Genomic DNA, 22,180 nt, shown 5'->3' with positions numbered 1-22,180 from the left:
TACTTAAAAAGAATAAAGCGCGATTTTTAAAGCACTTTAAAGAATATCAAACTGCCACGTCGGCCATGTTGCCGTAGGTTTCCAGCCACGCGCGGCGGTCGGACGCCCGCTTCTTGCCAAGCAGCATGTCCATTCGTTCATCGGTCTGGTCACCCTCCTCCAGTGTCAGCATGACCAGTCGGCGGGTGTCCGGTGCCATGGTGGTCTCACGCAGCTGCAGCGGGTTCATCTCGCCCAGCCCCTTGAACCGGGTGGTCTGGATCTTGCCCTTGCGCTTCTCCGCCGCCAGGCGATCTATGATGCCCTGTTTCTCGTGCTCATCCAGGGCATAGAAGGTTTCCTTGCCCAGATCGACCCGGTACAGGGGCGGCATGGCCACGAAAACGTGGCCGGCGGCAACGAGGGGCCGGAAGTGCTTCACAAACAGCGCACACAGCAAAGTGGCGATGTGTAGCCCGTCGGAGTCTGCATCCGCCAGGATACAGATCTTGTTGTAGCGCAGGCCAGCGAGGTCGTCCGAGCCCGGATCCACACCGATGGCGACAGCGATATCGTGGACTTCCTGAGAGGCCAGGATCTCGCCGGAATCCACTTCCCAGGTATTGAGAATCTTGCCCCGCAGAGGCATCACCGCCTGGAACTCCCGGTCCCGCGCCTGTTTGGCGGAACCACCGGCGGAGTCCCCCTCCACCAGAAACAGCTCGGAACGGGCGGTATCGCCACCGGAGCAGTCGGCAAGCTTGCCGGGCAGCGCCGGGCCCGAGGTTACTTTCTTGCGGGCCACTTTCTTGCTTGCCCGCAGGCGGCGCTGGGCATTGCTGATGAACAGTTCCGCCAGGGCTTCGGCGACATCGGTATGCTGGTTCAGCCAGAGACTGAAGGCATCCTTCACCACCCCGGAGATGAAGGCAGCAGCCTCCCGGGAAGATAGCCGTTCCTTGGTCTGCCCCGAGAACTGGGGCTCCTGCATCTTGAACGACAGCACGTAGGCCACCCGCTCCCAGATATCTTCCGGCGACAGCTTCACGCCCCGCGGCAGCAGGTTGCGAAACTCGCAGAACTCCCGCATGGCCTCAAGCAGACCGGTCCGAAGCCCGTTGACGTGGGTACCGCCCTGGGCCGTCGGGATCAGGTTCACATAACTTTCCATGACCGCTTCGCCGCCCTCGGGCAACCACTGGATCGCCCAGTCCACGGCCTCCTTGTTACCGGAGAAGCTGCCGGTGAACGGCTCCAGGGGAACCGCCTCGATGTCCGCCAGCGCGGTGCGCAGGTAATCCCGCAAGCCGTCTTCGTAGAACCATTCATCCTTCTCGCCGGTTTTTTCCTGCAGGAAGGTGACGATCAGCCCCGGGCACAAGACCGCCTTGGCCCGGAGGTTATGGCGCAGGCGGCTGATGGAGAAATTGGGGCTGTCAAAATACTTCGGATCCGGCTTGAAGCGCAGCCGGGTGCCGGTATTGCGCTTGCCGACCGTGTCGATCACCTCCAGTTCGGTGACCTTGTCGCCGTTTGCGAAGGTCATCCGGTGCAGCTGGCCGTCGCGCTTGATGGTCACTTCCAGCTCGGTGGACAGGGCATTGACCACCGAGACACCCACCCCGTGCAGACCGCCGGAGAAGTTGTAGTTGCCCTGGGAGAACTTGCCGCCTGCGTGCAATCGGGTCAGGATCAGCTCGACACCCGAGAGCCCCTCTTCCTTGTGAATATCCACCGGCATGCCACGACCGTCGTCCTCGACACTGAGAGAGCCGTCGCTGTGCAGGATCACGTCAATGCGGCGGGCATGGCCGGCCAGGGCCTCGTCGACACTGTTATCGATCACTTCCTGGGCCAGGTGGTTCGGGCGCGAGGTGTCCGTGTACATGCCCGGGCGTTTGCGCACCGGATCCAGACCGCTCAGGACTTCAATGGCGTCGGCGTTGTACTGTTGCTGGCTCATAGTCAGGAAGTGACTCCGCAATTGGTCAGAAAAGCTGAGCCATAGCTTAGGGATTCAACGGCAAAGATCAACGGTTGTTTTGCCCGGGCGTGACACGGATGTCACTCCAGCCGCTGGCAGTGACGGCAATCGCGGCGCAGGGAGTGGTCAGCGCCTGGGTGACCAGCATGCCCGGTTGCGGTTCGCGGATACTGACGACAAGCTCCAGGGTGTCATCCTCGATGGCAGAGGACACCAGGGTGACGCTATAACCGCCCGTGGGTTTCTGGCCCAGGGCCGCAAGCACCACCCGCTCCCGGTCAAAATCCACGGCCCGGAGTGGCGCCAGGGGCAAGGTCCGGCCCTGCAACCCTTCCAGACGGCCGACATCGGCTTCACTCTTCAGAAGTATATGACCGGGCGCCGTCAGCCCACAGTGGGATGACTGACTGATCTGCCTGGCCAGGGGCGCACCTTCGTCGGTCTGAACCTGGGGCTGACTGGTGGCACAGCCGGCAACCACCAAACTGGCGCCGGCGAAGGCAAGAGAAAGACAACGGGACAACAACGTCATGATCAGCGAATACTCTTGGTGGGTTCGTTATCCGGCTGTGCCGAGAGCACACGATAGCCCTCAAATCCCGGGCGCGGGAGCACATCGGGGGACTGGGCGGAAATCGTCGGCCTCGAGTAGCTGGTGGTCATCCGGATGCCCTGGATGGCTTCACCTGCGGTAATGGTGATCTCCTCCCGGAGACCGGAGACCGGATACTCGGCACAGGCTTCGCCAGCATGACAGATCAGGCCGTCGTTATCGAGGTCCGAGCCGGCCACCAGGAAGTAGGTTCCGGGCGGGACTTCGGAGAGGTATCTGGGTTCGATGCCATCATCCGGGCGGAAGCTGAACTGGTACTGGCCATTGTCCACCTCAACGGTTGCCTGGGATACGGTAGTAAAGATATCGCCTTCGGGGACCGGATCCACCAGCAGCACGAAGTGGCGACCGGCGTTGCGGAGCGCCTGGTCAGCCAGTTGCTGGCCGATGACCGGGATTTCGAGAGTGCGCTGTTCAAGATCCCCCTGATAGGTCACCAAAAGTGATGTACGTTCGGATACTCCCTCCTCCAGGGCCTCAGGAATCAGGGACATTTCAATAGAAAAGCTCGTACCCGAACTGCCCGGTGGGGGCGAAGTCCAATCGAGCCAGGCGGCAGGTGTAGCGAGTTCGACGGATTCTATTCTTACAGTTGAGACTGACTCCGGGTCCCCATAGACCTCAAGTAGCACCGAAACTGACGTCGCACCTTCAGTGGACAAGGTGACAATGGGGGGAGATGCAGTCAGAAGGTCCGTCACAGGCGCCGCGGATGCTGCCAAGACCGACTTGGCGGCATCCATCAGCCCCCAGCCGAGCTCGTCGTTTCTACAGGCACTGTCACAGGAGGAAACCGTGAGTTTGCCAGCCTGCAGCATTGCATTCACCGCCGGGTAATCTAGCAACCCGTTCTCGCTTTTCATCAAGGCCAGCACACCCGATGCATGTGGAGCGGCCATGGACGTGCCCTGCAGCAACGCATAGGTGGCTGAGGGGGCAGTATCTCCGTCCAGAACGGCGGCGCTGGTGCTACTGACCAGGTCACCCCGGCCATCGGCATTGCCGTCCCGGCTGGCATCACCACCCGGGGCAGCCAGATCGACCCAGGAGCCGAAGTTGGAATAAGAAGAAAGAACACCGGCACCGTCCACAGCACTGACCGCAAAAACATTTGCAAAGGCAGCCGGATAAGATGGGGTGTTGGTTGCGGCATTACCCGCAGCCGCCACGTAAATTGCACCACGATCCGTACCCTGGTTGATGGTATCCTGCAGGCTCTGGATATATGGCAGGCCACCCAGGCTAAGGTTTATTACTTCTGCCCTGGGCTTGCCTGTGCCGTCATCATTCACCCAGTTCAACGCTGCGAGAAGATCCGCGGACGAGCCTGTCCCCCCCTCACCCAGCACCCGGACCGGAACCAGCGTGGAATTGAAGGCTACGCCTCCTCCACCGGTGCCATTCACTGCAGCAGCAACTGTCCCAGCCACGTGGGTACCGTGGTAGACGCTGCTACCTATGCTGTTACCCGGGTCGGAAGGATTGCTGTCCGGGCCCGGGTCGCCATCATTGTCGTATTCGTCCGAGACAAAGTCATAGCCGTCACCCACATTGGCATTCAGGTCGAGGTGCCAGTTCTCCGGAGGTTGACCGAAAAGCCCGGTATCCAGCACTGCAACCCTGACTTCGGCCCCGGCATCAGACGACAACTGCCAGGCAATGGGGGCGTTCAGCAACTCATAGTGCCATTGCTGACCCTGTGCCGGATCGGCGTATATGGGCTCATTAATGGGCGTAGGCGAAGTAACCTGATTTTCGGCCAGATAATTGGGTACTGCGTTTTTAACCGAAGCTTGCTTCCGCAAGCGCTCGATCCAGACCAGGGTCTGCTCGGCACCTCGCCCCTGGCCCTGACTCAGAGCCTCACTCATTCGTACCTGCCAGAGCCCCCGGCCAAGTCCTCGGGCCTTAGCCATACCAAGTGCTGACATTTGCGCAGCGACAGCTCCTGGGAAATCTTTCCGGGCCTCCATGAGAACGATTGCCTCGCCCTCAGCAAACTGGTGGTTAGGCCATTCATAGGCAGCTTGTGAGGCGGATAAACCGGCAGCCGAGGTGGTCAGAATGTAGAGCAAAGGTCTGGCATCGCCCGCCAAAACTTCAAGTTCGTAAGGTCCCTCGGTCTCACTTTCGGGCAGAGTCACACTGATCTGGGAGACCGTATCGTTCGTCGCGTCGCTGTCAATGGCAGGAGCGGCCGTGTCAGCGGGATCCCTGAGTTGCATTGCAAGGCTGGACTGACCAGCGCGCGTGGAAAACGCCTGCAAGGACACCGTCTGGCCCGGAACCATTGGAATCGAAAAAACATCTTCGGTGTCGGCAAAGTATTCCGTGGACGGCACATCCGAATCACCGGGATAAAAACCCGAGGACCCGCTCACATAGCCGGCCAGGATAAACTCACCCGGCAACGACTGGGGCGCCGTTTCGGGTGTGCCGCTTAGCATGAGCGAATCGGCAGTATCGGCATCCACCCGGGTCCCGGCCTCGATATCGATAATCCCGGAGAGCGCTACATCCACCGGCTCGCTTTCGCCATCACCGGAGCCACCGCCACAACCGGCCATAGCCACTGCCAGGCCCACTACCAAGCTTTTCCGAAACATCCCGGGTCCCTTTCGTTCTTTCAATTCGCCTTTTCCGTCTGCCAATTCAAGCATACACCATCCCCCGACATTCGTTACCGCTCTTGTGTTCGAGTACGGGAATACCCCCTCCACGGATGAAAAAACCGCCAGCGGCCGGGCCGGTGGCGGTGACTTCAATGTACCTAAGCGAAGTTACAACGCGTAGAACAACAACGGAACAAAGGCGACCAGCAGGAGTGTCGGCCCCATGACTGCCAGGGGCAGCAGGAGACGCTCATAGCGGTGCCAGAAGGAACCGGTGCGCTCGGCCGCGAGCACTTCCGTTTCCCCCACCACCTGCCGGGTCAGCAGGTGGTTCAACGCCACGGGCGGGCTGAGATACCCCAGCTCGAAGGCAACGAGACACACGATCCAGAAATGCAGTGGATCGATACCCAGCTGGATCGCAGGCTGGGCAATGGTGGCGGATACCAGGATGACGGCGCCGAACGGATCCATCACCATGCCGATAACGGTCAGCATCACCACGATCACCAGCATGGCAATCCAGGGACTAGTCAGATCTTCCGGGAACAGTGCATGGACGATGTCCGAACGCTCCAGGATACCGCCCAGACAGATCGAGAAGCCGATCAGGGCCAGCAGCGCGCCGATATGCACCGCGGAATCACTGGCGGCCGCAGAGCTCCGGCTCCAGAACGCCTGGGCGCGGGTCTCCCCGTCTTCCCGGCTGTCCCGGCCAGCATCCAGCAGCACCAGAGCCAGCATCACCAGCGGCAGAATCAGCGGGGCGCTGTACTCATTGAATTGCAGCCCAAGGATGATCCAGATCGCCAGGATGACGATAGCCCCCACGACCACGTAGGGCAGCAAGGCCCGGGTCTCGCCGATGGCCGCCCGAAAAGCACCGGGGGCGGGCCGTGGTTTCCAGTTGCCCTCGGTCTTGCACACGATCAGCGAAAACAGGCTGGCCGACATAATGAAGACCCAGAAGCCCCAGCTATACATCTCGGTGGTGGTGACCTCCTTGTTCAGGGCCGCCACCACAACGATCAACAGGCAAGGGTTGAGCACCACACCCAGGCTGCCGGACATGGCGGTGGTGGCCAGCGACAACTGCCGACCGGCACCGGCGCGGCGCAGCTCGTCGTAGACAACGCCACCGACGGCCAGGATGAAGATGCCCGATGCACCGGTAAACGCCGTCGGGAAGGCGGTGGCAAAAATGATCACCGAAGCCAGCAACGGAGCGGGAAGATTGAAAGGCTTGATGACGTTCAGCAGCAGCTCCGGAATCCGGGTCTGCTTGAGCATCATGCCCACCAGCACGTACAGGCCGATGTTGATGAACATCGATGAGAGGTTGGACATCATTCCGAAATAGATAGCCAGGCCCGATGCATAGCCATCCACCAGGAAGAAATAACTCATGGCGATCAGGCCCATGCCGCAATACAGCGGAATCACCAGGCCGGAGGACGCCCTGAGCTTGCCGGCACGGATCCGGTCCGGAACGTTCAGGAATCGAGCTGCGTTGATCACCATGAACAGCCCGAACACCCCGGCCCAGGCATACTGCAAGCTCATGGTGTCCTCAGAGCCTGGCGAGGTAGCAAGCTTGCCGAGATAGGCATTCAGGGACAGAACCATCAGGCCGTTGACCACAAACTGCACACCCTGGCTAAGTCGCCATTCCGCCCGATTGCGTGGCAGCCGCAGCGCAATGTGGTCGGTATCCAGCGCGGCAATAGCCGCTGCCATGGCAAACATGGCAATGAACAGGTACTTGGTCAGCTCGATATTGTCGAGCAGGAACTCGGCCAGCCCCTGTTCCACCGCCTTGAACATGCCGAGTGCCGGCGTGGCATGCTTCAGATTCTGCTGGTAGATCGCATATTCCTGCTTACACAGTTCCAGGTTGCTTTGCAGGGACTTGCGGATTGCCTCCGGATCAGGCGGTGAGCTGAACAGGTCATCGGGGTCCGGCTTGTAGGCGGCCACCCGTTTGGCCACTTCCGCGTCGATATCCATTTCCAGCTGGCACGAGGGTTCCGTGGCATCCGGATTCAGGAGGTAGTAGTTCGGCCACGTCTGCTCACCGACCCACAACAGCCGGGAATGCAGGGAGTTCCCCATGCCCAGCAGCAGGGTGAACAGCAGTAATAGCAGGAGGACTGCCCCGTGCATACGATGCACGGGGTAGAGAGTCCTCGCGGCCGGAGCGGTCAGTGCTCGCCAGTTCATGAGTTCTCCGCCCTGTTATTCGCGGTTGGCCGCGGTACATTCAGCCGCCGAAGGGTTGCTGGCGCAGCGGATCTTGCTGAGCAGGCTCATCATCTTCGGGTGGTAAACGTCCGGGGCGCCGTTCAGGCCATCCCGCATTTCGATGCGGTTTTCCCGGAACATCTCCTGGTAGCCACGAATGTCCTTCTCGGGGATCCGGACCCATTTCTCCTCCGGAATCGCGGCTTCCTGCTTCTCGATCAGGTTCATGGCCTGCGGGAACATGTTCCAGGCAACCTCACGGGATTTCTGGGCGCTTGCATCGTCGAGAACGTCATCCCGGGCCACAATCTGAAGCGTCAGCTGAGCCAGCGGATAGTCGACCACACCCCCCTTATCACCGATGCCCTTGTAAAGTTCCAGAGCCTCATAGGCGAACGCAGGTGCATAGGCGGTATCAACAGAGCCGTTATTGAACTTGCCGGCAAAGTTGGTGATATCGGAAGGTACAACCGTTGCTTTGACGAAGTTCACCATGTGAATGGCATCTTTCTGGTAGTCCAGGGTTGCCATGCGTTTGCCGGCAAGTTCACCGGCAGTGTCGATGCTGCGGTCATTCACGAAGAGGTAACCCGCGCCGACCGGCACAATGCCCAGAACCTCGTAGCCGTTGGCTTTCATCAGAGGGGCCGCCTTGGGCTGGGCCAAAGTTGCCAGCAGGGTCTGCAGGTTATCGTAGGTGGGAATGGCACCCACGGCGCTGATACTGCCAGTAAACTTGTTGTAGGGACGGATGCGTATATCTGTCGCCGCTACCGCGTCACACTGGCCGGCGTTGAAGTCACCGATGGCAACACCTTCATCCGTGTAAGGCATCAACTCGAAATCCACCCCGTGGCTTTTCATCTCCAGGGCGTAGTCCTCAACGAAGTTGTAAAAGTCTCCGTTGGCACCGATGACATCGAAAACACACATTGAAATACTCTGTGCCGACGCAAAGGGCGACGCTGCAACCAGGGCCATGGCGGTTAGGGATTTGCGGATCATAACGACCTCCGGGTCATTCTTGTGTTTATCGTTAGTTCAGAGGGAGATAACAGCCCGCCTCAGAGCAGGCCATCCAGACTCATGGTTTCAACATTCTCGGTTTCCCGCTGCGGGCTCATCTTGCCAAAGAAAGCCTGCGGGGTCCGGTAGCCATAATTGGCAGACCAGTGCTTGTCGGACGAGAAGCGGATCACGCCAGCAGCTACTTCATCCACCAGACGGTACTCGTCCCAGACCTCAACGGTTGCATTTGACTCAACGAAGGAGGCGATAGCTTCCTCCAGCTTGTCGGGACGCCCGAAGGTTTCGGCCGCCACCGCCTGGAGTGCGTGCGGTACGCGCATGCCCTTTTCGATTCCGAGCTCCATGCTGTGCTCAAGCACCTGCCAGGGATCCGGAGACAGCGCCGGACGGGTATCCGGCAACAGCAGCCAGACCAGCGCACGGATAGCGTTGGGCATCCCCCCCCACTTTTCATTATCCAGGCAGGCGGCGGCGCGCTCGGCCTGGGGCGCGATGTTTTTGGGCACGCCCGCCATGGCGCCGGAGTTGGCATCGTTCACGATGGCCTGCATGCCGGTCAGCAGCCCCAGCAGGAAGGTGAGCTCGTCCTGCTCGCTGAACAGGAACGGGCATTCCACCGGCTCGACTGAAGGATCAAATTCGTAGGCGGCCATCGCTCTCTGGAAGGAGGCATAGCGACGCTTGGCGGTCAGGGCATTCAGGCGTTTGGCCTCTATTCTGGCGTCCTTGGCAGCCTCGACATTGCCCTGGTAGTCCGCCCGCAGGTAGGCCAGCTCCGCCTCCCAGGCCTTGTACTCGGCACAGTTACCCGCCAGCAGCATCAGCAGAGAACCGGTGCTGTCCGGTGCGTCGGTCACTCGCGAGAAGGAATAGAGCAGCGGATCAATGCCTTCACCCAGTGCGCACGCCATCCTGGGATCAGACATCTGCAGGACATAAGGGGTGGCCTCACCCTCGGAATAGTTTGAGAGCACCACACCGGTGGTGGTGTAGATCGGGTTCGCGGAACAGCCGGCAAGCAGGATCAACGCCCCGGCGGTCAGAAGTTTTGAAGAAGCCACGCGACTGCGGCGGTATAAGGTAACCAGAGTGGAAATCATAATTCGCCCTGCTTTGCATTGTTTTTATAGATTGAAAGGTATCCCTACCCTCATCGTCCTTGGATGCAAGGATGCGACCAAAACTGTCAGACAAAAATGGCTCGATTGCCGAAGCGGATATGCCGATGAGGCCAATGGCCCTCATGGAAAGGACTGCATGACGGAACCTTTTGCCGGTTCGCCCCGTTCCCTGCGTTGCCAAAACAACAAAACAAGGCGACACGATGATGAACCCGAAACAAGCAATTCAACTGGCACTGATTCCCTTTATCCTGACCGGATGCCTCTCCAACAATGACCCGTCATCACCCCCACCTCTGCCTCCCGGAGACGGATCAGAAACTGAGCTTGTCGGCGACAGGCAAACCCTGTACCGGGCGACCCTAAGACGTACCTCCTTTGGCATTCCACATATCGAGGCAGATGATTTCTCCAGCCTCGGTTACGCCTATGGCTACGCACAGGCTGAGGACAACCTGTGTCTGCTCGCTGAAGACACCCTGACCATCCGGGGCTTGCGATCCCGGTATCTTGGCCCGGAAGGACCATACAGCATTCCCTCCAACGGGGCCTCCACGACCAACCTGAATGCGGACTTCTTCTGGCGTACCACCCTGACCGATGAAGCCATTGCGCCTTTCAAGTCAAACAGTGACCCGGAGGTGCTGGAAGCCTCGAAAGGCTATGTAGACGGATTCAACCGTTATCTATCGGAAGTGCGGGACGGCCAGCACCCGGGCCGGCACGAGGCCTGCCGGGACAAGGAGTGGCTGTTCGCCCTGGAAGAGCAGGACATGTACCGGCGCTATCTTCGGCTTGCGGTGCTGGCAAGCTCCTCGGTATTCGTCGATGGTATAGCCACTGCGCAACCACCGGAAACCACGGATACCACTCTGCCCACCGCCGAGGATCTGCTCTCGGCGCTGGAGGGCGAGGGGAGCGGAAGCCTGCCCTTCCCCTTCAGCGCAGAACTCCCGATTGGCAGCAACATGTATGGCCTTTCAGCAGAAGCAAGCCGGACTGGCGAATCAATACTGTTCGGCAACCCGCACTTTCCCTGGGAGAAAACGGAACGCCTTTATCTGGCCCACCTGAAGGTCGGCGGCGAAACCGAAATCATGGGGGCGGCGTTGTATGGCTTACCCGCTGTCCTTATCGGTTTCAACGAGCATTTTGCCTGGAGCCACACGGTATCCACGGCCTACAGGTTCACCTTCTACGAGCTCACTCTGAACCCGGCCGATCCGACTCAATACCTGTACGAGGGTGAATATGTCGATATGGAAAGCTCCGATATCACCATTGAAGTACTGGAAGAGGATGGTACCGTCGGAGAACGCACCCGCACCCTGTATCGGTCGAAGTACGGCCCGATGCTGACCTTCGAGGCCGCTGGTGTTCCGGTTCTGAACTGGTCGTCCCTGAAGGCCTACACACTCCGTGATGCCAATGCGGAAAATGACCGCCTGCTGAATCAGTTCTTCCGCTGGAACCAGGCCGACAGCTTCGAGGAATTCGTGGACCTGCACGCCAGTGTCCTGGGCGTACCCTGGGTCAACACCGTGGCAACCGGTCCGGGCCAGCAGGCGTACTACGGCGATGTGACGGTCGTACCGAACGTGCCGGATGACAAGGCCACGGTTTGCGCCACCGCCCTGTCCCCGGTTTTCGACCAGCTGGCTCCGGGGCTGCCGGTGCTGGATGGCTCCCGGGCCGATTGCGAATGGGACTCCGATCCGGATGCACCCGCAGCCGGCATCTTCGGGCCAGCCAACCTCCCGACCCTCCGCCGGGACGACTGGGTGCACAATTGCAACGACAGCTACTGGGTCACCAACCCGGAAGAACCGCTTACCGGCTTCGCCGCAATCATCGGTGATGAGGAGACAGCGCGAACTCTGAGGACCCGCAAGTGCATGCAACAGGTCCAGGATCGCCTGGACGGGACCGATGGACTGGCCGGCAGCCTCGGCTTTGACCTCGCCAACCTCCAGTCCGTGGTACTCAATAGCAGCCTGCTGTCAGAGGAATTGGCGCGGCAGGATGTGCTTGACGCTTACTGCCCGTCAGGCACGTTACTGAGCAGCTCCGGCCAGCCGGTGGACATTTCAGCCGCCTGCGAGGTGTTGAGACAGTGGGACGGCACCCACAACCTGGACTCCGTGGGCGGCCATATCTGGCGGGAATTCTGGCGTGGTATTGACCCTTTGCCGGTCACCTCGCCGGACAAGTGGCTGACTCCGTTCGATCCGAACGATCCGGTCAATACACCGGCGAACCTCAATGTGGCGAGTCCGCTGATCCAGGCGGCCTTTGCCGATGGCGTGCAACGAATCCAGGACTCCCCGATTGCGCTGGATGCGGCCGTCCGGGATATCCAGTTGTCTGGAATCCACGACACGCCAATCCCGATTTTCGGAGGTGAGGGTTTCGAAGGCAGCTTTACCATCGCCAGTTCCCGACCGAATGATCTGAGTGATGGGCGCTATGATGTGAACTACGGCAACAGCTACATCCAGACCGTCACCTGGCGGGAAAATGGCACGCCGAAAGCCGAGGGCTTTGTGACCTACTCCCAGTCCACCGATCCCGCCTCGCCCTATTTCAAGGATATGACTCAGGCCTATTCCGAGAAGCAATGGATTGCCTTCCCGTATACCGAGGAAGCTATCCGCTCCGACCCGAACCTGGTGGAATACCGGCTCGTGGAACTGGCTCGCGATTAATCCGGTCTGGAACGAACAAAGGGCCCCTTTCAAAGTAATAGTAAACTTTATGTAAATTGGTAAGTGAGTGACTGAATGCCCCGTGAGCAGGCGCTCTCGGGGCATTTCTATTTTTTACACAGTATGTAAGCACGTATGTAAAAAAATACTGTGAGCTTTGTGGAGGGCTTTGCCCTCTCGCCATATGCTGCGATTTACGGGAGGCCTTTTGGAGCCAGCGTTGAACGGATGGGCAAGCTGATGGGCGGTAATAAGCGCGTCTTGGTCGCAAAGCGGACATTCAATATGCACGCAGAACCACAGTCACTCGTTATGCTGCGCACGCCTCCGTAGCATAAAATTGGCGCGAGGGAGAGGATTCAAACCGCTTTATGTTTCTCCTGGCTTGAAAAATACTCGGTAACTGATAATCCCCCCCCTAAATTGGAAGAACCTCACCATGGCCTCGCAGAAAAGCCACCCCCGCTCTGTAAACATTGAACCAAAAAGTGCTACGATCTTTGGAACTGAAACCTAGTCTGTGTGTCACAGACTCTACTTTCTCACCCTGGGACCTATAATCAGGATGTCTGCAAAAAGCCGCCCAATCATGGCCCTGTTGCTATCACTACTGCTGGTGATGAGCGGGCCTGCGTTTGCTATGTCAAACGTAGCGGTTAATCAGGCGGAGACTGCAATGGCGGATTGCGGCTCGATGATGAATGTCCAGGCCGAAAACTCCGGTTCTTCCTCCGATACCACAACGGATTGCGTTTCCGCCCCTGATATGGCCTGCGCGAGCGCCACCGGATTGGTCAAATGCGGGGTCAACGTGAGCCTCGCTCTCTTACCAGGGAGTTCCATCGGTTTCACCGATACCGGCTCTCAGCCCTTATCGATCACCCGAGCGGCGTTTTATCAGAATCCGTTCCTGGCTTCGATTACTCCCCCTCCAGAACATCACTCCTGAGTCTTAACCCGGACGTTTGCCCATTGCGGCAGACTCTTTGACGTTATTACTTGCAACAAGGTCCTGAGTTTCCGTTTATCCGAAACGAGGCCTTAACCGGAGTGAATCAAATGCGTAATTCAAAGCTCAAGCTTATCCTGGCCGCCGCAACTCTGGCAGGCAGCGTCGCGCTCTTCTCCACTTTCGCCCATGGCGAGGGTGAAGGCACGATGGCCGGTCATTCCGACCACCATGGAATGATGTCATCCCAAGGCATGGATGGAATGGGAGGCATGATGGGAATGATGAACATGATGTCTGACATGTCCCCCGAAGATCGTGCAGCCATGATGGAGTCCTGCATGAAAATGATGCAGAGCCATATCAGCGACGCCACGCACGGCGACACCGAAGATAAAGGCGGTCAGGCAGGCTAGTTCGAACACTGACCTGAACTGACACACAGAGCCCGGGGATGCGACGCATGCCCCGGGCGTTACGCTGCCCAAAGCTCATATCGATCGAGAATCATCCATGAAAACCAAAACTTTTGCCCTTTGTACGGGGTTGGCCGCCACCGTCTTTGCTGCCGGCTTCACCACCCTGGCAATTTCCGCCAACGAACCTGTCGAATCACAAGCCGCCCTGGCCAGTCTTCAGCAGACAGAAAAGGCCATCACCATCTACAAGAGCCCCAACTGCGGTTGCTGCCAGTCCTGGGCGGAGCACCTCGCTGCCAACGGATTTGACACCCGAATTGTGGAGACCGATAACCTCAATGCAGTCAAGCAGGAACATGGTGTCACCCGGGACATGGCCTCGTGCCATACGGCGCTGATCGATGGCCTGGTCATTGAAGGGCACGTGCCCGCCGGTGACATTCTGGCCTATCTGGAAAGCCCTCAGCCCGATACCACAGGGCTTTCGGTGCCGGGCATGCCCCATGGCACCCCTGGCATGGAGACGGGCCGGAAGGACGATTACCAGGTGATCGCCTTCAACGCCAACGGCCAGCAACGTGTTTTCCGCGAACACACGGATTACTGAGGTCAGCCCCATGAAAACGATGGTTAACCACCCGGGCATCCTGCTCTCAGTTTTTTTCCTGCTCATGCTGGCTGTCGCCATGCCTGCCGCGGCTCAAGCCCAGCCAGCGGACCACAGCCGGCAGGTGAAGGCACTGGCGACCAACGCCTCAGGCGCACTGCTGGTACTCAGAAACGGCGGCCTCTTTGCCCTCGAAGGTCAGGCGGTCACCGAAGTACCGCTGCCGCCGGCAGCCTCCGGTGCCGAACCCCGCTCTCTGGCCAGAGGCGCGGACAATCGCATTTACCTGGCCGGACCTGGCCTGGGCGTTTGGCGTTATGACAGTGCGAGTGAGCATTGGCAATCCCTCAACGACACGCTGACCGAGGCCGGTATTACCGCCATTGCCGCTCACGCCACCCAGCCGAATACTCTGTACGCCTACCATGAAAAAGACGGCATGTTCCGTTCCAGAGATGCCGGCGTTGAATGGGTAAAAGTGGATAGTGGGCCCCGGGAGCCGGTGCAGGCGTTCCTGCATTCGGACATGCCCGGCAGCATGGAGAGCGGCTGGCTGTTTGCCGGCACCACTCGCGGCGTCGCCCGGTCCATGGACTGCTTCTGCTTCTGGGGCGACGCGGGCGAGTTGCGCGGCGCTGTATCCGCTATTGCCTACGATCCTGAGGCCCCTGAAAACGTTTATGCCGTGATCGAGGGCCAGCTTCATCACAGTCCGGACGGTGGAGAAACCTGGGCAGGCGTTGATGTCGCCGGGGTCGTGACCGCTCTGACATTCTCCCCCACGCAGGGGCTTGTGCTGGGTACCGGAAATGGTGATCTGCTCGCCCGTGACGCTTCTGGCCAATGGGCATCTGTTCATGAATAAGTGGGTTGCCTCGCTGGTCCTGTTCGCTGCGCCAGTTGCCGGAATGACATCGGGCGGGTCTGCGACCAGCGAGAGTGTACCGGCGAAGCTGGCCGAAGGCCGTCAGGTGTACGAGCAATCCTGCGCTTCCTGCCACGGATGGCAGGGTGAAGGTGCCGCCAACTGGCAAAAACCGGATGAGGCCGGTGAGAGACCACCGCCCCCTCATGATGAAACCGGCCATATCTGGCGTCACAGCGATGCCATGTTGTTCAGAATGATCGCGGAGGGATGGCGACACCCTTTCAACAAGACTGACCGGCTGACCATGCCGGCGTTCAGGGACACCCTCACCGACCAGGAGATACAGGCCGTGATTGAGTACCTGAAGACCTTCTGGGATGAGGATCAGCGCCGGTATCAACTGGAAGAAAGTCAGAATGCCACTGAGCCAGAGGGTTCCTCCTGACCCCTCACGGCGATCAGAAGACGTTAACTATCAATCTCGGGACTCTTGGAAATGCCATTGAAACAGTACATCCAAAATCGTTCATTGCTTCTTGGTGTTGCCGGTTTCAGTGTCGTGGCGGCAGCCATCCTGGTATTACCGCGCTACCTGAAGCCGGATCCCGATGCCGGTGTTACTTTCTATGCCACTGAAGAATGTGCACCTTTTGAAGGTGAATGCGTCGGGCGAGAGGGCGATCAGAGTATCACCCTTGAACTTGGTCGGGACACGATCGAATCGATGACCGAAATTCCCATTCGCGTGCGCCTCGACAACATGACTGCGGACTCCCTGATCGTCGATTTCGAGGGGCTACACATGTACATGGGCATGGTCCGGACACGCCTGCTACCTGATGATAAAGGCGTATACCAAGGCACTATCACGCTCCCGGAGTGCGGTACCGGCAAGATGTTATGGAGGGCGCGGGCCATTCTGGAACACGGCGTGTCCAAAGAAGGCATCAAGTTTGATTTCTGGGCGGTTTGACCGCTACACAGTGATAGGAGGTTAAATGCCTGATCTTGCGACCTGGGGTGTGGCTGCCGCGTTTGCGGGCGGCCTGATCTCTTTCTTCTCACCCTGCACCCTGCCTCTGGTTCCCGGCTATCTGTCGATTGTTACCGGAGGCGCTCTGACCGAGGCATCGAATCGGTTCAAAGCCTTCTGGCTGAGCCTCTGTTTCGTGATGGGGTTCAGTCTGGTATTCATGGCTCTGGGTGCAAGCGCGAGTATCCTCGGCCAGTGGTTGATGGCCTACCGTCAGGAAGCCAATCTGGTGGCTGGCGTGCTGATTATTCTGATGGGCCTGTTTATGCTCGGTTGGTGGAGCTTACCCGCCTTGCAGCGGGACTGGCGTTTTGGGCAAACCCTTGAGGGTGGACGTCCTACAGCAGCGTTCCTTCTCGGTATCGCCTTTGCGGTGGGTTGGACGCCGTGCATTGGGCCCATATTGGGCGCTATCCTGGCTCTCAGTTCCACCCATGCGAATGCCGAAACCGGCATGCTGTATCTTGCTGTCTATTCGTTGGGATTGGCGCTTCCGTTCCTGGGTACCGCCTTGTTCATGGAGCACTTTCGGCAACGAGTGCGTTGGTTAAGTCGCTGGAGTCGATGGCTTAGAGCCCTGGCAGGCTTGGTGCTGGTTATCATGGGTGTGATGGTGCTTACCGGCCAGATGACACTCTTTGCGTCGTGGATGTTGTCAACGTTTCCAATTCTTGGAAAGCTCGGTTGATTTTTCTGTGGCTGAACTAAAGGGATAAGGCCCACAGATTCGATAGGATGGGCGCTGAAAATAAAGTGAGCATTATTGGCTTTAATGATAGAGCGCTCAACGAGTAACGACCGGCCGGCTACAACAATTCGAAGAGCCCGGCCCGGTCGCAAAGCGAACATTCGGTGAATGTCAAAACCACGTCCCGTTAACCACATTGATACCTGTCCTTGTCACGTCGCAAGTCAAATTCAGCAACGTGGTCAATCGGGTAGATTTTGTCCCTTTTCGGACTCCATAGGGGCCTCGCGGAATCAAAGAGGAAGAAAAGAAACTTATGGTAGTTGTCCAAAAATTCTTTGAGTGAAATTCGATTCCCGCCACCGGTCCGCCTTGGGTCAACATGCGCCGCACTGTTTCTGACACTCCGAAATTTCTCACCAAAATCCTGTGGCACCGGCTCTATTGTCAACAAGTTGAAGCTCTCGTCGGTGCCGTTCATAGTTCGCGTCCGTGTTCCGCATGCTAATCAGCATTAAAACTAAAAGTGTCCGGCACAGCCAACTTTCAGATAACGTTCAAGATGAAACGTCCTCTATCCGCTCAGGGCCAGAGGTTATGACCCGATCACGTCCGGCGGCTTTGGCTTCATAGAGTCCTGAATCGGCCCGCCTGATGGCAGGTTTCAGTGATGATTCTTTGGGGTCGACCAAAGTCACACCAAACGAAGCGGAATACTCAACCTTACCAATCTCCCCCAAACCTACGGGACGACTGCCGATAGCCTCTCGAATACGCTCGGCAACCATTGTTGATTGCTCGCTCGTTGTTTCCGGCAACAGAACAGCAAACTCTTCGCCACCCATCCGACAGAGAACATCCCCTTCTCTGAGTTGTTTCCGAACAGTGTCAGAAAAGGCCTGTAACACCTGATCACCTACGTCATGACCGTAGGTATCGTTGATGCGTTTGAAATGATCCAGGTCGATCATTATCAGACTTAGAGGATTCCCACTGCGCAGGGCCCGAGCCATTTCCATATCCGCCTGAGCCTCCAGGTAACGACGATTACCCAAGCCGGTCAGCGGGTCCGTCATCGACTGCTTTATCAATAACTCCTCAATCTGTTTTCGCTCAGTCAGATCAAATACCATAGCACGGGTGTATTGAAACCCAGCGTCAGTAATCTGGGCCGTGGCCTCAACAGCAACGGGCAGACGCCCTCCGTCATGGCAAAGCAACTCGCATTCCACAGAGCCCTCGCGACCTTCAATCACATCACGAAAGGCCGAATCCAGACCAGCCCGTGTTTCCGGGCTCACAAAGTCCCGATAATCCCGGCCGATCACTTCCTCTTTCGGATACCCCAGCCATTCCAGTTCAGTGCGATTGATTTTTACAACGCGTCCTTTTTCATCCAAAGAGTGGTAACCGCAGGGAGCCTGCTCATAAAGGTCTTCCAGTTCGACAGCGTACTGGTGCGCTTTTTTCCGGAGTGTTTCTTCCCGGTGCTGTGTCAAAACCCAGAAAACGCCAAAGCTCATCGCCAACATGTATGTCAGCATGAGACTTATAAGTTGTCCGGGGTTTTCTGAGAACAGATCGCCCAGTGTCGGGCGCGGCAACGTGATTCCCAGTCGCCATGGCTGAGATCCCGTCTGACTGAGTACCTGCTCGGCCTGGCTGCGATAGTGATGATTTCCGAGATCGAGGCTTCTGAATACCAGAATCCGGTTCTCCAACATGACCTCTTCCCCCGCCTCTGACTTCATTGCTCCCCAGGCTTCAGGCCATTGCCGGGAAAGAACACTGCCAAAGGCCAACTCGCTTTGCGCGGTTGGCAACAGAGATGCGCCCCTGGCATCCACCAAAAGGGCTTTTACTTTCGGATCCATACGTAAGGAATGAGGCAGGTCAGAGACCAGATAAGCCCAATCCACCGTGAAAACTAATACTCCCAGTCGTACCCCTCTCTCACTGAAGACAGGCGTTGCGATATCCACCAGGGCAGTTGTGAGCTCGGGTCCGACGACACTCGCTCCCAGATAAGGCAATGACACATAGATACTTCGAGGTTCCAGAACGCTGGTTTTCTGCCAGACATTAGATTTAACCTTTTCGGTCCCGGATGATGAATTGCTTTGCTCCCCGGACGATAGCCAGCGCCGGCCGTTGATATCAAACAGCGTCATCTGAGCGTAGCGACCGAAATGCGTGTGCAGGGTATTCAGCAATCCCTTCAGTTGCTTACGATCGTCTTGGAATATTTCCTCCTGATAAGGAGACTTGGCTGCGCCGGCCAAAACAAGAAAACGATGCAACGCGGGAAGTTCGGCAATCGCCAACGTGTGATTCAGGCTCTCATTGATTCTCTCGACCAACGCATCGTATTCGGCGTTCAGTAGTGTTTTAGCCGTCACCCGGGCACTGTCGACCTGGCGTTCGAGATGCGCATTGAAAATCGGAAGCAGCGAGGCCGTCACCAAAAACATGGGCAGCAAAGTTGCAACCATCAAACGCAACCCGATAGTCCTGGTGAGATTCACTCTGAATCGCCCCTTGGCAAAACGTTTGGCAGTGCTTTCAGGTCTGTCAGCGGCATCGGTCGGGCAAAATAATAACCCTGGAGCAGGTCACAATGTCGGCGGGCCAGATCCTGTTGCTGTTCCGGGGTCTCAATGCCTTCGGCCACCACTTTCATGTTCATGCGGTGCGCCATGGTGATAACCCCCTGAACAATGGCGGCCATCCGATGGTCGGTCTCGATATCTTGAATAAAACTACGATCCAGTTTTACTTTGTGGGTGGGCAAGTCTCTCAGGTAACTGAGGCTGGAAAAGCCGGTACCGAAATCATCCAAAGCCACGCGGATGCCCATGCGCTTCAGCGTTTCCATCAACTCGATGACCGGCTCTGCCCCGTCGAGCAGGACGCTTTCGGTTACCTCCAGCTCCAGAAGTACCGGTGACAACCCGGTATCAGCCAGGACCTTTTGTACCTCCTCCAGAAAACCATCTCTGAGAAACTGTAACGAAGAGATATTCACTGCCACTGGCAGCTCCCAGTCACTGCAGTCAGCCATATCGGCGAAATCCTGGCAGGCCTGCCGCAGGATCCAACGCCCCAAGGGGATAATCTGTCCGGTCTGTTCGGCGAGGGGAATAAACTCACCCGGGGAAACCACGCCACGACTGGGGTGATGCCAGCGTACAAGCGCTTCCACGCTTCGAAGACGACCGCTCATGGCATCCACAATGGGTTGGTAATGGAGCTCAAACTGATCTTCTATTAAAGCCGTGTAGAGATCCTGGCGCAGGGTTATGGTGTTTCGGGCCTTTTCTTCGGTGTGACCTTGATACCACTGCCAGGTGTTTCGACCCTGCCGCTTGGCACGGCGCAAAGCCAAGTCAGCGTGCTGCATGAGCTCATGGGATTTTTCAATTGACTCGGTATTGCTGGCGATGCCAATACTGGCACTGAGATGAATACGTTGCTGATCTACGTCGATCGGCTCAGCCAATGTTTTTAGGATATGGTTAGCCACCTCGGTGACCTCCTCCCGAGTGTGACAGTCGCTCAACAAAACCCCGAACTCATCCCCGACCAGCCGAGCAACAATGGCAGCGTCTCCAGCCACCTCCACCAGTCGTGTTGCCACGCAGACTAACACCCGACTGCCAACGGTATGCCCAAGTCCTTCGTTAATGGGCTTGAAACCATCCAGGTCCAGATACAGGATGACCACCCGGCCTGACTGGTGTTTACAGGATTCAAAAACCTCTTCAAGTCTCCGTGTAAAGGCGTCCTGGTTAGGCAAACCAGTCAATACATCGTGGGTCGCCTGAAAAACGATCTGGGCTTCTTGTTCCTTGAATCGGGTGATATCTTGCTGAATCCCGATGAAGTGCGTGCAATTTCCGTCACGATCAAACACCGGGCTTATTCGCAGATGATTCCAGAAGGGAGCTCCGTTCTTGCGGTAGTTACGCAATACCACATTGACTTCGGTTTGGTCGCGTAATCCTTCACGAATGACATCCACACATTGAGGATCTGTTTCAGGCCCCTGGAGAAACCGGCAGTTTCGACCAAGAATCTCATCCTGCGAGTACTCCGTGATCCTGCAAAAGGCTTGATTGGCGTACACCAGTGGGAAATCGAACTGACGCGCATCGGCCATGAGAATGCCATGGGGACTAGCCTCGACGCCGCGCTTGAGCATCCGAAGCTCAGAATCCTGTTCATTACGACGGGTCACATCACGACAAATACCATAGACCCCAACGATTTCTCCTCGAATAAGAACCGGGAAATTGGAAATCTCCAGCGCGTACGTGTGGCCGTCTCTATGAACAGCCAGGGATTCATAGGTCACTGATTCGCCTCGGCAGGCTTCTTGAAAGCCAGCCTGCGTGAGATCTCGGTAACGGGATTCAACAAACGTGTCGAAGTGGAGCCCCAGGATTTCAGCTTCTGGATAACCAGTGATGCGCTCAAGAGCCGAGTTGCAGCTTTGAAAGTGTCCCTCCAGATCAAAGGTATAAACACCAACGGGTGCGTTATCGAACAGGGTTCGATGCCATTCCGAGAGCGCTAAGCGATCACGGGCGTCCCGGTCGCGCAATAGCGCAAGCGCCGCCAGGGCAGCCCCTCGTTCAAGACTTTTCAGGTCTGCCTTCGTCGGCCGGGCAGGAGCACGATAATAGGTAGCGAAAGTACCCAGCAATTCTCCATGCCCCGTGATGATAGGCATTGACCAGCAGGCCCGAAGCCCCTCGGTTTCGGCAAATTCCCGATACCCGTCCCAGCGTGGGTCCTCACGAATATCCTCCGTGATAACCAGACGCCGCTCATGGGCGGCCGTGCCGCAGGTACCGAGGTCCGCAGAAACCGGTATTGCCTGCATGGCCTCAACATACGCTTCAGAAAATCGCGGGCTGGGCACAAGATTCAGCGTCTTGGCGTCCGCGTCAAGCCTCATGATTGACACCCGGGCCGACGGCATCGTCCGGCTAACCCAAGCGCTGATCGCGTTCAGGGTGCGGTTCAAAGGCTGTTGCTGCACAATTAATTCATGAATTGTCTGCAGGTCTTCCAGCAACGACAGCTCATCACTCATAGCAAATCCCGGTTAGCAGGTGTCAAAGGGTGCGCTCAAACGTGGTTATCGCACCGTGCCCCTTTGTCCCACCCTCTTTGAAAACGAAAAGCAAGCTAAGAATCACTGTTTTGTTGGCTTACCGACAAGCCAAAAACGCTGGAAGGGCTCATATATTACAAAAGTTTACACTGACCGACGTTGTTCAAAATAAACACTATTGATCGTCGCCTTATTTTAGGGCGAAATGGACAC

Annotated in this window: 16 protein-coding genes; 8 read left to right on the top strand and 8 right to left on the bottom strand. The window is 57.5% G+C overall.

The genetic code is table 11. The annotated features are described in order from the left end of the window. Positions 1-46 precede the first annotated feature (46 nt). The 6 genes from parE to DET50_RS11725 form a co-directional block, all read right to left on the bottom strand. Positions 47-1,942 (bottom strand): DNA topoisomerase IV subunit B, encoded by a 1,896-nt coding sequence (parE, locus tag DET50_RS11750; RefSeq protein WP_113863036.1) that lies wholly within the window; start codon positions 1,940-1,942, stop codon positions 47-49. 67 nt (positions 1,943-2,009) lie between these two features. After that, the gene (locus DET50_RS11745) at positions 2,010-2,495 is read right to left on the bottom strand and encodes a protease complex subunit PrcB family protein (protein WP_113863035.1); all 486 of its coding nucleotides are present in this window, start codon (positions 2,493-2,495) and stop codon (positions 2,010-2,012) included. A gap of 2 nt (positions 2,496-2,497) precedes the next feature. Further along, positions 2,498-5,182: a S8 family serine peptidase gene (locus tag DET50_RS11740; protein WP_181799979.1), complete on the bottom strand. Its 2,685-nt coding sequence runs from the start codon at positions 5,180-5,182 to the stop codon at positions 2,498-2,500. Positions 5,183-5,356: 174 nt separating this feature from the next. After that, positions 5,357-7,408: a TRAP transporter large permease subunit gene (locus DET50_RS11735; protein ID WP_113863033.1), complete on the bottom strand. Its 2,052-nt coding sequence runs from the start codon at positions 7,406-7,408 to the stop codon at positions 5,357-5,359. Positions 7,409-7,423: 15 nt separating this feature from the next. Further along, positions 7,424-8,434: a putative solute-binding protein gene (locus tag DET50_RS11730; RefSeq protein ID WP_113863032.1), complete on the bottom strand. Its 1,011-nt coding sequence runs from the start codon at positions 8,432-8,434 to the stop codon at positions 7,424-7,426. A 59-nt stretch (positions 8,435-8,493) separates the two neighbouring features. Next, the gene (locus tag DET50_RS11725) at positions 8,494-9,558 is read right to left on the bottom strand and encodes a hypothetical protein (RefSeq protein ID WP_113863031.1); all 1,065 of its coding nucleotides are present in this window, start codon (positions 9,556-9,558) and stop codon (positions 8,494-8,496) included. A gap of 227 nt (positions 9,559-9,785) precedes the next feature. On the opposite strand from DET50_RS11725, the gene DET50_RS11720 reads away from it, so the two are divergent. The 8 genes from DET50_RS11720 (at position 9,786) to DET50_RS11685 (ending at position 16,848) form a co-directional block, all read left to right on the top strand. Beyond that, positions 9,786-12,284, top strand: coding sequence for a penicillin acylase family protein (locus tag DET50_RS11720; RefSeq protein WP_181799978.1), 2,499 nt, complete (start codon positions 9,786-9,788; stop codon positions 12,282-12,284). Positions 12,285-12,849: 565 nt separating this feature from the next. Continuing rightward, positions 12,850-13,233: a hypothetical protein gene (locus tag DET50_RS11715; RefSeq protein WP_258546116.1), complete on the top strand. Its 384-nt coding sequence runs from the start codon at positions 12,850-12,852 to the stop codon at positions 13,231-13,233. Between the two features lie 110 nt (positions 13,234-13,343). After that, complete coding sequence (locus DET50_RS11710) at positions 13,344-13,649, top strand: hypothetical protein (protein WP_113863029.1); 306 nt, start codon at positions 13,344-13,346, stop codon at positions 13,647-13,649. Between the two features lie 97 nt (positions 13,650-13,746). Further along, positions 13,747-14,259 carry a DUF411 domain-containing protein gene (locus DET50_RS11705; protein ID WP_113863028.1) on the top strand — a complete coding sequence of 171 codons (513 nt, stop codon included), beginning with the start codon at positions 13,747-13,749 and terminating at the stop codon, positions 14,257-14,259. A gap of 10 nt (positions 14,260-14,269) precedes the next feature. After that, entirely contained in the window at positions 14,270-15,124 is an 855-nt protein-coding gene (locus tag DET50_RS11700) for a beta propeller repeat protein (RefSeq protein ID WP_258546115.1), read from the top strand. Then, entirely contained in the window at positions 15,117-15,572 is a 456-nt protein-coding gene (locus DET50_RS11695) for a c-type cytochrome (protein ID WP_113863027.1), read from the top strand. Before DET50_RS11700 ends, DET50_RS11695 begins: the two co-directional genes overlap by 8 nt. Positions 15,573-15,623: 51 nt before the next feature. After that, complete coding sequence (locus tag DET50_RS11690) at positions 15,624-16,100, top strand: hypothetical protein (RefSeq protein WP_113863026.1); 477 nt, start codon at positions 15,624-15,626, stop codon at positions 16,098-16,100. A 25-nt stretch (positions 16,101-16,125) separates the two neighbouring features. Beyond that, a complete protein-coding gene (locus DET50_RS11685) occupies positions 16,126-16,848 on the top strand; it encodes a cytochrome c biogenesis CcdA family protein (RefSeq protein ID WP_113863025.1) in 723 nt (240 codons plus the stop codon). A 557-nt stretch (positions 16,849-17,405) separates the two neighbouring features. Here the strand turns inward: DET50_RS11685 and DET50_RS11675 are convergent. Both DET50_RS11675 and DET50_RS11670 read right to left on the bottom strand, forming a co-directional pair. Further along, positions 17,406-19,340 carry a sensor domain-containing diguanylate cyclase gene (locus DET50_RS11675; protein ID WP_113863075.1) on the bottom strand — a complete coding sequence of 645 codons (1,935 nt, stop codon included), beginning with the start codon at positions 19,338-19,340 and terminating at the stop codon, positions 17,406-17,408. 29 nt (positions 19,341-19,369) lie between these two features. After that, a complete protein-coding gene (locus DET50_RS11670) occupies positions 19,370-21,946 on the bottom strand; it encodes a sensor domain-containing phosphodiesterase (RefSeq protein WP_113863023.1) in 2,577 nt (858 codons plus the stop codon). Positions 21,947-22,180: the final 234 nt, after the last annotated feature.

The sequence above is a fragment of the Marinobacter pelagius genome (genome assembly GCF_003315345.1).
In the GTDB taxonomy this organism is placed as follows: domain Bacteria; phylum Pseudomonadota; class Gammaproteobacteria; order Pseudomonadales; family Oleiphilaceae; genus Marinobacter; species Marinobacter pelagius_A.
Note: the sequence above shows the minus strand (reverse complement) of the source record. Positions and strands in the feature narration are given on the sequence as shown.

Coding starts and splice junctions, on each gene's coding strand:
- parE (WP_113863036.1), bottom strand. CDS start 1,942: ATGAGCCAGCAACAGTACAACGCCGACGCCATTGAAGTCCTGAGCGGT.
- DET50_RS11745 (WP_113863035.1), bottom strand. CDS start 2,495: ATGACGTTGTTGTCCCGTTGTCTTTCTCTTGCCTTCGCCGGCGCCAGT.
- DET50_RS11740 (WP_181799979.1), bottom strand. CDS start 5,182: ATGTTTCGGAAAAGCTTGGTAGTGGGCCTGGCAGTGGCTATGGCCGGT.
- DET50_RS11735 (WP_113863033.1), bottom strand. CDS start 7,408: ATGAACTGGCGAGCACTGACCGCTCCGGCCGCGAGGACTCTCTACCCC.
- DET50_RS11730 (WP_113863032.1), bottom strand. CDS start 8,434: ATGATCCGCAAATCCCTAACCGCCATGGCCCTGGTTGCAGCGTCGCCC.
- DET50_RS11725 (WP_113863031.1), bottom strand. CDS start 9,558: ATGATTTCCACTCTGGTTACCTTATACCGCCGCAGTCGCGTGGCTTCT.
- DET50_RS11720 (WP_181799978.1), top strand. CDS start 9,786: ATGAACCCGAAACAAGCAATTCAACTGGCACTGATTCCCTTTATCCTG.
- DET50_RS11715 (WP_258546116.1), top strand. CDS start 12,850: ATGTCTGCAAAAAGCCGCCCAATCATGGCCCTGTTGCTATCACTACTG.
- DET50_RS11710 (WP_113863029.1), top strand. CDS start 13,344: ATGCGTAATTCAAAGCTCAAGCTTATCCTGGCCGCCGCAACTCTGGCA.
- DET50_RS11705 (WP_113863028.1), top strand. CDS start 13,747: ATGAAAACCAAAACTTTTGCCCTTTGTACGGGGTTGGCCGCCACCGTC.
- DET50_RS11700 (WP_258546115.1), top strand. CDS start 14,270: ATGAAAACGATGGTTAACCACCCGGGCATCCTGCTCTCAGTTTTTTTC.
- DET50_RS11695 (WP_113863027.1), top strand. CDS start 15,117: ATGAATAAGTGGGTTGCCTCGCTGGTCCTGTTCGCTGCGCCAGTTGCC.
- DET50_RS11690 (WP_113863026.1), top strand. CDS start 15,624: ATGCCATTGAAACAGTACATCCAAAATCGTTCATTGCTTCTTGGTGTT.
- DET50_RS11685 (WP_113863025.1), top strand. CDS start 16,126: ATGCCTGATCTTGCGACCTGGGGTGTGGCTGCCGCGTTTGCGGGCGGC.
- DET50_RS11675 (WP_113863075.1), bottom strand. CDS start 19,340: ATGGTTGCAACTTTGCTGCCCATGTTTTTGGTGACGGCCTCGCTGCTT.
- DET50_RS11670 (WP_113863023.1), bottom strand. CDS start 21,946: ATGAGTGATGAGCTGTCGTTGCTGGAAGACCTGCAGACAATTCATGAA.